Source organism: Nocardiopsis sp. NPDC007018, assembly GCF_040635075.1.
Lineage (GTDB): Bacteria > Actinomycetota > Actinomycetes > Streptosporangiales > Streptosporangiaceae > Nocardiopsis.
Genome location: NZ_JBEYHA010000019.1, coordinates 110,218 through 121,629, shown reverse-complemented (window position 1 = coordinate 121,629; position 11,412 = coordinate 110,218). Strand labels below are relative to the sequence as shown.

The 11,412-nt window shown below is 71.7% G+C and carries 11 protein-coding genes; 5 read left to right on the top strand and 6 right to left on the bottom strand.

Features of this window, described 5'->3' with window-relative positions:
• The first annotated feature begins 210 nt into the window (after window positions 1–210).
• Window positions 211–594 (top strand): hypothetical protein, encoded by a 384-nt coding sequence (locus ABZ635_RS13515; RefSeq protein ID WP_357763723.1) that lies wholly within the window; start codon window positions 211–213, stop codon window positions 592–594.
• A 58-nt stretch (window positions 595–652) separates the two neighbouring features.
• Here ABZ635_RS13515 and hppD read toward each other — a convergent pair whose 3' ends face one another.
• The 5 genes from hppD to msrA all read right to left on the bottom strand — a co-directional run bounded on the left by hppD (window position 653) and on the right by msrA (window position 5,506).
• Window positions 653–1,702 carry a 4-hydroxyphenylpyruvate dioxygenase gene (hppD, locus tag ABZ635_RS13510; protein WP_357763720.1) on the bottom strand — a complete coding sequence of 350 codons (1,050 nt, stop codon included), beginning with the start codon at window positions 1,700–1,702 and terminating at the stop codon, window positions 653–655.
• Between the two features lie 242 nt (window positions 1,703–1,944).
• The gene (locus ABZ635_RS13505; protein ID WP_357763717.1) at window positions 1,945–3,048 is read right to left on the bottom strand and encodes an acyltransferase family protein; all 1,104 of its coding nucleotides are present in this window, start codon (window positions 3,046–3,048) and stop codon (window positions 1,945–1,947) included.
• Window positions 3,049–3,543: 495 nt separating this feature from the next.
• The gene (locus tag ABZ635_RS13500) at window positions 3,544–3,894 is read right to left on the bottom strand and encodes a hypothetical protein (RefSeq protein ID WP_357763713.1); all 351 of its coding nucleotides are present in this window, start codon (window positions 3,892–3,894) and stop codon (window positions 3,544–3,546) included.
• Between the two features lie 2 nt (window positions 3,895–3,896).
• Window positions 3,897–4,355, bottom strand: coding sequence for a prevent-host-death protein (locus ABZ635_RS13495; protein WP_357763710.1), 459 nt, complete (start codon window positions 4,353–4,355; stop codon window positions 3,897–3,899).
• A gap of 461 nt (window positions 4,356–4,816) precedes the next feature.
• The gene (gene msrA, locus ABZ635_RS13490) at window positions 4,817–5,506 is read right to left on the bottom strand and encodes a peptide-methionine (S)-S-oxide reductase MsrA (RefSeq protein ID WP_357763708.1); all 690 of its coding nucleotides are present in this window, start codon (window positions 5,504–5,506) and stop codon (window positions 4,817–4,819) included.
• Between the two features lie 112 nt (window positions 5,507–5,618).
• On the opposite strand from msrA, the gene rarD reads away from it, so the two are divergent.
• From rarD to ABZ635_RS13470, 4 genes are all read left to right on the top strand, one after another.
• Window positions 5,619–6,545, top strand: a complete 927-nt coding sequence (gene rarD, locus ABZ635_RS13485; protein WP_357763705.1) for an EamA family transporter RarD — start codon at window positions 5,619–5,621, stop codon at window positions 6,543–6,545.
• 124 nt (window positions 6,546–6,669) lie between these two features.
• Window positions 6,670–7,539: a hypothetical protein gene (locus ABZ635_RS13480; RefSeq protein WP_357763702.1), complete on the top strand. Its 870-nt coding sequence runs from the start codon at window positions 6,670–6,672 to the stop codon at window positions 7,537–7,539.
• 199 nt (window positions 7,540–7,738) lie between these two features.
• Complete coding sequence (locus tag ABZ635_RS13475; protein WP_357763699.1) at window positions 7,739–9,055, top strand: hypothetical protein; 1,317 nt, start codon at window positions 7,739–7,741, stop codon at window positions 9,053–9,055.
• Window positions 9,056–9,187: 132 nt separating this feature from the next.
• Entirely contained in the window at window positions 9,188–10,210 is a 1,023-nt protein-coding gene (locus tag ABZ635_RS13470) for a hypothetical protein (RefSeq protein ID WP_357763697.1), read from the top strand.
• A 150-nt stretch (window positions 10,211–10,360) separates the two neighbouring features.
• Here ABZ635_RS13470 and ABZ635_RS13465 read toward each other — a convergent pair whose 3' ends face one another.
• A complete protein-coding gene (locus ABZ635_RS13465) occupies window positions 10,361–11,365 on the bottom strand; it encodes a polyprenyl synthetase family protein (RefSeq protein WP_357763694.1) in 1,005 nt (334 codons plus the stop codon).
• Window positions 11,366–11,412 lie beyond the last annotated feature (47 nt).

The following is an 11,412-nucleotide window of genomic DNA, read 5'->3' as shown; positions in this document are numbered from 1 at the left end:
GCTGGGCACGGTCATCTGGGCCGAGTTCACCCTTCCGGCCTTGGCCAATGGGGGCGTTCGGTGACCGGTAGCACTCAGCTCAGCGATGGGGTGCGCTCGGTCTTGACCGCGCCCCGAGGCCGCCGGTTCCCGCGCTCCGGAGAACGCCCGCGGCGCACGTCCGTCCCTCGGATCGTTCCCTCCCAGAACGCGTCTTCTCAGGAACCCTCCTTGTGGAGCGTTCCGGCCCAGGCGGAAGCGTCTCGGCTGGGATCGCCGCAGTCGGAGATGCCCTGGGAGGAGACTCATCAGGCCAGGCGGGAACGGCTGCTCCGCCAGATGGACGGCAACCCCAGGGTCGCGTACATGCTCCAACACGGACCCGTCCCGCACTGGGTCAAGGTGGCACGCCAACACCGCGAACAGAAGGCCCGGGAAGCGGCCGCCGCCCAGACGAAGCCGAAGCCCACCCTCCCCCGGGGCCGTCACCGGGCACCCCGCTCCTGGTGGAGGTGGCCCGCCACCGCCCTGGGAGCGTCACTGCTCCACGGGCTACACGTCCTGGACACCGTGGCCCCGGCAGCCCTGAACCACCACATCGGCATCCTCAACTAACCCCACAGGGGAACGGGGCCCGGCATGAGATCCCCTCGTGTCCGGGCCCCGGGGGCCGTCAGTCCTCGCGCCCGTGCTCCACCGCTTCGTACAGGGCGCGGATGTTGCCGCTGCCGAAGGTGGTGGCGCCCAGGCGCTCGATCACCTCGAAGAACACCGTGTTCCTCGGGTGGGTGGAGCGGGCGAAGATCTGGAAGAGCTGGCCGTCGTGGTCCTCGTCGACCAGAACACCCAGCTCACGCAGCTCCTCCACGGAGTGCCTGCGCAGCTCCAGGCGCTCACCCAACAGCCGGTAGTAGGCGTCGGGAGTGGGCAGGAACGCCACCCCGCGCCCCCGCAGCAGCCCGACCGTGCCGACCGCGTCGGCGGTGCTCAGCGCGATGTGCTGGACACCGGGTCCGCCGTGGTCGCGCACGAAGTCGTCGATGTGGCCAGGATCGAGGTCCTGGTCGGGTTCGATGAGGGTGAGCGTGGCGTCTCCCCCGGCGGAGCGCACGATACGCGAGACCATCGCCTGGGTGCCGACGACGACGCGCTCCTCGAAGATCAGCTCGAATCCCAGGACGTCCCGGTAGTACGCGACCGTGGGATCGAGCCGCCCCGGTTCCAGACAGACCGCCAGGTGGTCGACGGCGAGCAGCCCGAGGTCGGCGCCGTCCCCGAACCCGTCCACCGGGGACAACCCCGGAAGGCGGCGTACGTCGGTGCCCGCGGGGCGCTGGACGAACGTGTGGGTGACGTCCCCGAACCCGGTGACGGTGGCGGTGACCACGCCGTCCCGCTCGACGGGCGCGGCGACCGACCCCGCACCCCTGGACACCGCGAGGTCGTGGGCGGCCCGGGCGTCGGCCGCCGTGAGGGCGATGTCCGCGACTCCGTCCCCGTGCGCGCGGACGTAACCGGCGGCCGGGTGGTCGTCGGTCAGGGCCTGGACGAACACCATCCGGATGCCGCCGGCGCCCACCATGATGGCCGACTCCGCACCGTTCCGGACGCCTTCGGCGAGGGTCCCCATCCCGTACCCGTCGCGCATGCGCAGGGCCGCCTTCTCGGCGTCCGCCGTGTGGAATCTGAGGTGGTCGACCGTCAAACCGTGCAGGGCCGTCATGGGCTCTCCCCCTGGAGGTCGGTGGTCCGCGCGCGGACGCGCCACGGAGTCCCGAGGCTATGCAGGGCCGCATGCCCCGCCAAGGAGCGGTCGGCGCACGCCGAACCACCCCGGGCGACGGCTCCCAGGTCATCCGCGCGAGGCTGTGACCAGCGGGGCGGCAGGGGTTACGCATTTTCTTCCTGAGCCGGGCGTCCCGGTGGCCCGGTCGCCGCCCCGGCCCCGAGACGGACCGCGCCGGGTCAGACGGTGGCGCGCAGCAGGGGCACGCGTTGGGCGGCGGCCACCAACAGGAGGCTCACCACCGCGGTCGCCGCCGCGTACCCGGCCGCTGCGGTCAGGCCCGCCAGCCCGTCGGGGGTTCCACCGAGGTCCCGCAGCGTGTACAGCACCATGACGTGCACGAGGTAGACCCCGAAGCTCAGCCCGGACAGCACGGCGATCGTCCGGTTCACCCGGCTCCGCGCGCCCAGTCCGGCCAGACGGGTGCCCCAGGCCCGCAGCAGCAGGAAGGCGCCCACCGAGGCGACGATCATGGTCGGGGACAGGAAGTCGTAGACGTACTCCGCTCCGGTGCCCCACTCGCCCGCCGCCGTGGCGATCCCCCCGGCTCCCAGGACGGTGCCGGTCGTGCCCAGGACGAAGGCCACCGACCCGTGGAACGCGTCGCGGGGGCGAGGGCCCCGGTCCACGAGCAGCCAGCCGAGCAGGTAGTAGCCCAGGAACGGCAGGAACCGGGTCGCGGCGGTAACCCCGCCGACCCCGTCGACCAGGGCGGAGACCTGGTCGAGCATCCCCAGCGACAGCGCCGCTCCCGCGAACCACCACAGGCCCGTGCGCGAGGTGTGCGCCACCACCGTGCGCAGGAACGGCGTGAACACGTACAGCCCGGCGATGACGTACAGGAAGTACAGGTGGATCGAGGGCGACCCGGAGGCCGCCTGGGCCAGCGAGTCGGGGAAGCCGATGCCGTCGCGCCAGAACTGCCACAGCAGGTAGGCGAGGGTCCACACGAGCAGGGGGACCCCGATCCGGGCCCACCTCTTGCGGTAGAAACCCCGGACGTCCTCCTCCTTGGGGCGCAGCAGGAGGGCACCGCTGATCATGATGAACACGGGCACGCACCAGCGCAGCGCGGCGTCCACCACGTGCGCTGTCCACCAGGTGGGGCCGCCCAGGTCGGTGTAGGTCGTGCTGACGAACGGCGAATAGGCGTGCACCAGGACGACGGCCGCCATCGCGGCCACACGGGCGAACCCCATCCAGGCGGTCGGGGAGACCGTCGGGACGGCGGGTCCCTCGGCGGGCGGGGCTACGGCGCTGTGGGGGGCTTCATCGACTCGCACACACCACCGATATCTGTTCGTTACCTATAACGCAAGTCCGGAACCGGTGACCATCGGTGAGCGAGCGAGCCTTCCCCGTGGTCAGGGCCGCACCGCGCCGCACGGAGAAAATCAATCGAAACCGGGCACCGGAGTGCCCCGAGTGCCTGCGGCCAGGGGTAGCCGCCCCGGCAGTGGCGTCTGCGGACGGGCCCGCACCCTCAGCCGATCCGTTCTCTCTACTTCATCGCGCTCGCGGTGCTTCCGAACTCCGGAACGGAGGAGATCGGGGCTTCGGGGGGAAGTCCAGTGGAACCTTCCAGGCCTGGGAGGAGCACGGGCAACACCTCACCGGGGACGCGTGCCCCTACTTCCTCCACAGGGCCCCGGAGATGCCTGACGCCTCCGATTCCCACGGAGGCGCGGTCACCGCCCAAGAGGCGAGGGCCGCGACTCGCGAAGGAGAAGGCGGTCGACAGGCTCTCGTTCGTCCTCGTGGGCATCGTCGCCTTCCAGTCACTTCGTCTCGTTCGGGTGGCTCGTGTGAACCTGCTCAACGAAGACCGTGCGCTCGTGGACGTAATACCAGATTCGGGCGGTGCCCTTCGCCGTCGGCTTGTGCTGCCAGCGCTCGTGGGTGGCTCCTCCGCGCCGAATCGTGCCGAGCTCGCCGCGGAGGCGGTAGTTCGTCGGTGTAGTGGATAGGGGCGTCCTCGTGAGGAAGTCCCAGGTCTCCGTCATGGAGTTGCGGATCGTCGCGACGAGGTCCCGCCATCCCTTGCGCGCGTCTGCGGTCGCGAAGCGAATCTCGCATTCGGTCCTCTTCGGAGGGCGGGGGACCAGCTCCCCCTTCTTGGCAGCCGCCACAGCTAGGGACGCTCCACGGTCTCGTCGTCGTCAAGCCATTCGAGGTCGGCGTTACCAAGCCCAGCCGCGATAGCGGCGGCTGTCTCTTTCCAGGACGTCAGTTCCGCAAGCGCGAGGTGCGGTTGGTTGGTGGAGAACGAGGCGCGTGCGGAGTCCACGAGGTCCTGCGCGCAGGTCACCCGATCCGTCGGCGACAGCGCGAGCATCCAAGGGAAGGCCTTGGTCATACGCTCGGCCAGTGAGCCGTTCTCGTCGAGGGCGACGGTGATGAGCTGCGCGGCAAAATTCAGCAAGCGGGAGCGACCTTCGGCCTCGCGCTGCGACATGAGCACCAGCGCCTCGCCGTCACGCCGGGTCACCGTCACAGGGTGGTCCTCAGCCTCGGCAAAGACCTCGGCTGAGTGCTTGCTCAGGTCCGAGGAACGCCGGGTCGCGGCCGGGAGGTCCGTTGCGATGGTCATGAAACCATCGTATTCGGAACCTGTTCGGAAGTCCAGCGGCCGAGGACCATCTACAGAGGCAGAGTAGGTGGACAGGTTCAACGCCCGGCAACGCCGACGCTCAGCGACCGGCTGACTGACATTCACAGAGTCGAGAACAAGAAACCGAGCACGGTGGCCGGAGATTCCAGAAAGACGGCTCCACCAATCTCGGCACATGCCAGAGCCTCCATCACACCCGACGAGACAGCCCGGGAGAAACAGGCCCACCCAGCACCGAACCAAGGAAAGCAGCCTGGCCGGGAGGCACAACCCACCCAACCGCGTCCAAGAAACCCCACGCCCAACAAGCAGCTGCGGTCACCTGTGACAGCTTCGGCGGCCCCTACTGCGCTGCCCGGTTCCGGGGGCTGAGTGCCTGTGCCAGATGGCCCAGTCATCATTCCAGCGTTCGCGGGCGTACGCGCACGTACTCCGCCGTACTACTCGGCCGCGCGCCCAGAGTCCGCGTCGTCCGAGGTCACGACACCGATCGGACAGCTGGCACCGGTTCCGCCGATGCCGCAGTAGCCGTTGGGGTTCTTCGCGTCGGAGAGGTACTGCTGGTGGTAGTCCTCGGCGAAGTAGAAGGCCCGCAGCGGGGCGATCTCGGTGGTGATCGGGCCGAACCCGGACCGGGTCAGGACCGGCTGGAAGGCGTCGCGGGTGGCCTCGGCCGCCGCGCGCTGGGCGTCGGAGTGGTAGTAGAGCGCCGACCGGTACTGGCTGCCCACGTCGTTGCCCTGGCGCAGGCCCTGGGTGGGGTCGTGGCCCTCCCAGAACACCTTGAGGAGCTCCGTGTAGGTGATGCGCGACGGGTCGAAGACCACGCGGACCACCTCGGTGTGGCCGGTCAGGCCGGAGCACACCTCCTCGTAGGTGGGGTTGGGCGTGTAGCCGCCCGCGTACCCCACGGCGGTGGTGATGATCCCGCGCTCGGCGCCCAGCCGCCAGAAGGTGCGCTCCGCGCCCCAGAAGCAGCCCATCGCCACGTCGGCGACCTCGCTGCCCTCCGGGTAGGGCGGGGTCAGCCGGGTACCCAGCACGGTGTGCCCGAAGGGCACCGGCATCGGGGTGTCCCGGCCGGGAAGGGCCTGGGCGGGGTCGACCATGGTCGTCTTTCTGCCGAACATGCCTCCAGGCTATCCGGCCTGTCCAGAGCGCCCCCGGGTGCGCGAGCGACGGTTGTCCACAGGCTGGGACGGACAGGAGACAGGCGGGAGAATTCGTCCTACGATTACGGATGTGTCGGACACCAACCGCGGTGTCGCCCTCGGGGCGACCGCCTTCCTCATGTGGGGCTTCGGCGCCCTCTACTGGCCCTTTCTCCACCCCTCCGAACCCAACGAGGTACTGGCCCACCGCATGGTGTGGGCGCTCCTCGCGATGTGCGTGTTCCTGCTGCTGGCCCGCCGGGGGTGGTCCTGGCTGCCCCGGGTGCTGCGCGATCCCCGGACGCTCCTGCCGGTCGGCGCGGCCGCGGTGCTCATCTCGTTGAACTGGTGGGGGTTCATCTACTCGGTCTCCACCGAGCAGACCCTCCAGGCCTCGCTGGCCTACTTCATCAACCCGCTGATGACGGTCTGCCTCGGCGTGGTGTTCTTCGCCGAGCGCCTGCGCGCCGCCCAGTGGGTCGCGGTGGGTCTGGGCGTGGTGGCGGTCGCCGTGATGACCGTCGCCTACGGGTCCGCCCCCTGGCTCTCGCTGCTGATGGCCACCTCGTTCGCGGCCTACGGCGCGGTGAAGAAGTACGTGAGCCTGGACGGCATGCAGAGCCTGACCGTCGAGACGCTCGTGATGTTCCTGCCCGCGCTCGGGTTCGTGGTGTATCTGGAGGCCTCGGGTTCGGGCACCTTCCTGTCGGTCTCGCCCGGACACGCCGCGCTGATGGTGGGCGGCGGGTTCGTGACCGCGCTGCCGCTGCTGCTCTTCGGGATGGCCGCCCGCAGGGTGCCGCTGAGCGTGATCGGCATGCTCCAGTTCATCGCGCCGACCATGATGTTCGTGATCGGGTGGTTGGTGCAGGGCGAGGAGATGCCGCCGAGCCGCTGGATCGGCTTCGTGTTCGTCTGGCTGGCGGTGTGCGTGTTCGCGTTCGACCAGGTCCGCAGTTCGCTCGCGCGGTCGGCCCGGGCCCGCGAGGCGGCGGCCCCGGCCGACCCCAGACCCTGACCGGAACCGGGCGTTCCCGGTTTCGGCCATGCGAAACTACCCTCGGTGACATTGTGCTAACGTCGAGTCGTGGGTGTCGGGCTCCGTCCCGCCCCGACCTGGCCACACGTCCCGGAGGGTCCCCTTGATTCCTCGCACCAGCCGTACCGGCACGCTTCGTGCCGCGCCGGCCGCGTGCGCGGCGGTGCCCTCCGCGATCGGCCTCCCGCTCCTGTTGTGCGCCTTCCTGGCCGTGCTGTGGCTGCTGTGCGCCGCACCGGCCCAGGCCGACACCTCCGCGCCGGGCTCCGGCCCCCTGGGCACACCCGTCTCCGAGGCCGCCTCCGCCACCGGCGAGGCGCTCGGGCTGGACCGGGCGCCCTCGCTCGACACGGTCGTGCCCGGGGAGGTCACCGAGCCGGTGACCGCCACCCTCGGCACCGTGCACCAGCGACTGGAGCGGCGCACCACCGAGGCCGCGGAGGCGGCCGTGGCCCTGCCCGAGCCCGCCGTGGCCGAGGTGCGCGGGTTCGTGGCGGAGATCGACCGCACCCGCGAGGAGACGGTGGACGGCGGACTGGTCCGCGCGCTGCCCGTCTCCGAGGACCGGGCGCCCCGCACCGCCGTCACCGACGCCGACGCCCCCGAGGAGACCGGTGAGGACCGGGGCTCCGAGGAGGACCGGGCCGCCGCCGACCCCGAGCGTCCCGCGCAGCCGGACGCCCTCCTGTTCGCCCCGGCCGCCGTCCAGCAGGCCACCCCGGGCGCGGGCGAGGGGCACGGCGGAGCCGAGCCGGACGACGCCGACCGTTTCCCGGAACACCAGCGCGTGCAGCCCGCGACCGGTTCGCCCGCGCCCACCTCCAACGGACCGGCCCCCGTGCCCTCCGTCGCCGGGTACCTCTCGGCCGCGCCGCTGCCCGCGCCCGCCGCCGACGCCGTGCTCCTGGCCGCGCACCGGCTGCACACCGTGCCCGCCGACCCGGCCGACGACCCCACGGTCTCGCCGGACTAGCGAACGGTCCCGCCCCGGGCGCGCCGAGTGCGCGCCCCCGGACCGTTCCCAGCACGTTCTCCCTGGGAGCTGACCTGAGTCCCGTGCCCTCGTTCACGTGATTCACGTCAGCCGGTGGTCCGCCCCGGCTCCGCACGACCGCCGTCCACGGCGTCGCGGTCGTCCCGTTCATCCAGAGCTTCACCAGGGAAGGAAAACCATGACGCAGACCAAGCGCTTCTCCGCCCGAGCCGTCCTCCTCGCCACGGGCACCGCGGGCTTCGTGGCCCTCGGCGCCGGTGTCGCCGGGGCCGAGACGCTGGCCACCCCGATGCACGAGATCGCGCCCACCGTCGAGCGCGCGCTCGTGGAGGGCGTGGCCCCCACGATGCACAAGCTGGCCCCCGAGGGCGTCACCCCGATCGCCGACCGCGCCCTGAGCGAGCTCCAGGAGACCGCGAACGCCGAGAAGCCCGCCCCGGACCTGGGCGCCGTGCTGCCCCACTCCCCCCTGTCGGAGGCCGTGACGCAGGCCCAGGACGCCACGGGTCTGGACGGGAACCCGCACGACACGGTCGGCCACACGGTGGGGCGCGGCCTGGAGAGCGCCGCCCAGGACGCCGGGGCCGCTGTGGAGGGCACCGCCCGCGAGGCGGGGACCTCCGCCGAGTCGACCGCCTCCGAGGTGCTGCCGCACACGGTCCAGGCCGCCGCCGACCTGCGCGACGAGATGCTGGTGCTGCCCGAGCTGGACACCACCCGGCTGCCCGACCTCCAGGACCGCCGTCTGCCCGAGCTGAGCGAGGCCCCCACCCTGGAGCAGGTCACCGGGCTCGGCGGCGTCACCGACCTCACCGGCGACAACTCGCTGGTGCTGGACGACCTCAACCCGGTCGGCGCGCTGTCCGAGCCCCGTCCCACGCCCGTGCACACCAGCGCCGCCGTCCCGGCGGAGGGCACCGACCTCACCGCTCCCAACATGTGGGACCTGGCGGCCGCCTTCGGCCTGGAGACCCCCAAGGCGCTCCAGGACGTGGTCGAGTCCACCGAGCTGACCGCCGACAACTACGTGAGCCTGGGCGAGGAGGAGGTCCTGGGCATGGTGGGCAACCGCGCCTGGGAGGGCCGTGACCTCACCACGGTTCCGCAGAGCTCCCCCGGCACCCTGGCGGCCCAGACCCCGGGCGTGGCGGCCCCCGAGTTCGAGACCCCGCGCGTCACGGACCTGACCGACGCCCTGCTGACCGGGGTGTCCGACCTCGGCTCCGCCGACCTGGGTTCGGCCGAGCCGGTCTCCCTCCAGGGCCCGCTGGCCGACGCGCAGATGCCGCGGGTCGCCGAGGGCATCGACACCACCACCGCCGAGGACCTGGTCAACGGCCTGAGCCGGGGCACCGACCTGCTCGGCGACCTGGACACGAGCGACCTCGTCTCGATCGACGGCGGTACCGCCGAGGCCGAGACCCCCGAGGGCATGGTGCAGCACCCCACCTTCACGGACCTGCCGGGTTCCGAGGCGCTCCCGCTCGTGCGCTGACCCCGTACCCTTCTCGCGGCGCCGTCCCACGCACCGGGGCGGCGCCGCCGTCGTGTCCGGCCCCCTCGAACCGTTGCCGTTTCGATCCCATAAGTCGGGTTCCTCCCCCTCTCCACGCACAAGAATCAGGTCATGGTTCTCAGCAAGCTCTTCGGCCGGGGCGACGACCGGCTCATCCGCCGACACGGCCTGACCCTCGGCGACGCCTGGCACGACCCCGAACTCACCGATGCGCTCCCCGGCGTCCTCGACGGCGACCTGGCCGCGGGTCTGGCGCTCCTGGACGTCGACGACCCCCAGCTGCGCTCCTCGCGCCTGGAGGTGCTCGCCAAGGAGGGCACCGGGCTGTTGGACGCCCTGGAGGCGGGGATGGACCAGCCCGACCCCGAACCCGACCTGCTCATGTGGGCCGGCGCCACACGCGTCAGGGCCGCCTGGAAGGCGCGTTCGGGCCGTTGGGCCAAGGACGTCGGCCGTGAGCGCTTCGCGACCTTCCACGAGACCCTGGCTCCCGCCTTCGAGCCGCTCATGTACGCGGCCCAGACGAGCCTCACCCCGACCGCCCTGGACCAGCTCCAGTGGTTCGGGCTGGGAATCGGCATGCCGAGGGAGGAGCTGGACCAGATGTGGGAGCGGATCGTCGAACTCGACCCGCACCACCACGCCTCCCTGGAGTCGCGGCTCCAGGTGCTGTGCCGTAAGTGGTCGGGGTCGGAGGAGCAGATGTTCGCCTTCGCCCGCGAGCGGGTACGCCGGGCCCCCTCGGGCGACCGTTCGCTGGTCCTGATCGTCCAGGCGCACTACGAGAAGGTCATGTACTGGATCAGGGAGCAGGAGGCCGAGACGATCGGCCAGACGCGCGACCTACTCACGATCCACTACACGGAGACCGCCGTGACCGAGGAGATCGTCGCGGCGGCCGACCGCTGGTTGGAGGGCGACCCCGACTACCCGCTGGTGGCCAGGGACGCCCACGCGTTCGGTTCCGCGCTGTCGGTGTGTTTCGAGGACGAGCGGGCCGCCGCCGCGCTCGAACGGGCCGGGAGCGCGGTCCCGGTGGGCCAGGGCAACCTGTGGGGGTACCTGGACCCCCACCCCGCCGTCGCGTACGCGCGCGCCAGGAAGCGGCTGGGCGTCCCGCTGCCCGTGGTCTGAGGGCCGTGCCGGGAGCGCCGGGCACGCCGCGTCCACCGCCCCGCCGCCCGGGCCCGCCCTCATGGCCCGGGCCCTCCCCCTCCGGACACACACGAGGGCCCCGACGGGAACGGATGCGCGTCGGGGCCCTCGTGGTGTCGGAGCGGCGGGTCAGCCGGAGCGTTCCACCACGTAGTCGCACAGGGCCAGGAAGGCGTCCCTGGCGGGGATGTCGGGCAGCGTTGCCAGCTCGGCGCGGGCCCTGTCGGCCCAGCCGCGCAGGGTGGCGTCGGCCTCGGCCATCGCCGGGTGCGGGCGCAGCAGGCCCAGGGCCTCCTCCGCCTCGGTGTCGTCCAGCGGACGGCCCAGCAGCGACCTCAGCCGTTCGTCGGCCGGGTCCTGCGAGCGCATCGCGTAGAACATCGGCAGCGTCAGCACGCCCTCGCGCAGATCCGTCCCGGGGACCTTGCCCGAATCGGCGCTCTCGCTGGCCACGTCCAGGATGTCGTCGGCCAGCTGGAACGCCATGCCCAGCGCGTCGCAGGCGCGGGTCAGGGTGCCCACCGTCTCCGGGTCGACCTTGCCGAACATGCCGCCGAACTCCGCCGAGGAGGCGATCAGCGACGCCGTCTTGTCGTCGATGACGTTGAGGTAGTGGTCGAGCGGGTCGATCCCGTCACGCGGGCCGGAGGTCTCCAGGATCTGGCCCTGGACCAGGCGCGCGAAGGTCTCGGCCTGGAGCCGGACCGCCTCGGTGCCGAGGTCGGCGAGCATCGTCGAGGCCTTGGCGAACACGTAGTCGCCGGTGAGGATGGCGATGGTGTTGCCCCAGCGCTGGTTGGCGCTGGGCTCGCCCCGGCGCAGCTCCGCCTCGTCCATGACGTCGTCGTGGTAGAGCGTCGCCACGTGGGTCAGCTCGACCACGGCCGCCGCCGGGATGAGGTCGGGGACCCGGGGGTCGCCGAAGTGGGACGACAGCAGCACCAGCATGGCGCGGAAGCGCTTGCCCCCGGCGGCCAGCAGGTGGGAGGCGGCCTCGGTCAGCATGGGGTCGCTGGACCGCACCGACTCCCTCAGCAGCTCCTCGACCTTCTCCAGGTCGTCCTGGATCTCCCGGGCGAGGGTCGGGTCGACTCTCGGCAGAGCGAGAAAACCGCTCGGGACAGCACCGCTCACCGTAAGGCTCCACCTGTTGAACGGGCGTGCTGGCGGCCCCCTCGGAA

Bases quoted from the DNA above. Each gene is read 5' to 3' on its own strand.
- hppD (WP_357763720.1), bottom strand. From the start codon at position 1,702: ATGACGGCCCTGCACGGTTTGACGGTCGACCACCTCAGATTCCACACG.
- ABZ635_RS13495 (WP_357763710.1), bottom strand. From the start codon at position 4,355: ATGACCATCGCAACGGACCTCCCGGCCGCGACCCGGCGTTCCTCGGAC.
- msrA (WP_357763708.1), bottom strand. From the start codon at position 5,506: ATGTTCGGCAGAAAGACGACCATGGTCGACCCCGCCCAGGCCCTTCCC.
- ABZ635_RS13475 (WP_357763699.1), top strand. From the start codon at position 7,739: ATGACGCAGACCAAGCGCTTCTCCGCCCGAGCCGTCCTCCTCGCCACG.
- ABZ635_RS13470 (WP_357763697.1), top strand. From the start codon at position 9,188: ATGGTTCTCAGCAAGCTCTTCGGCCGGGGCGACGACCGGCTCATCCGC.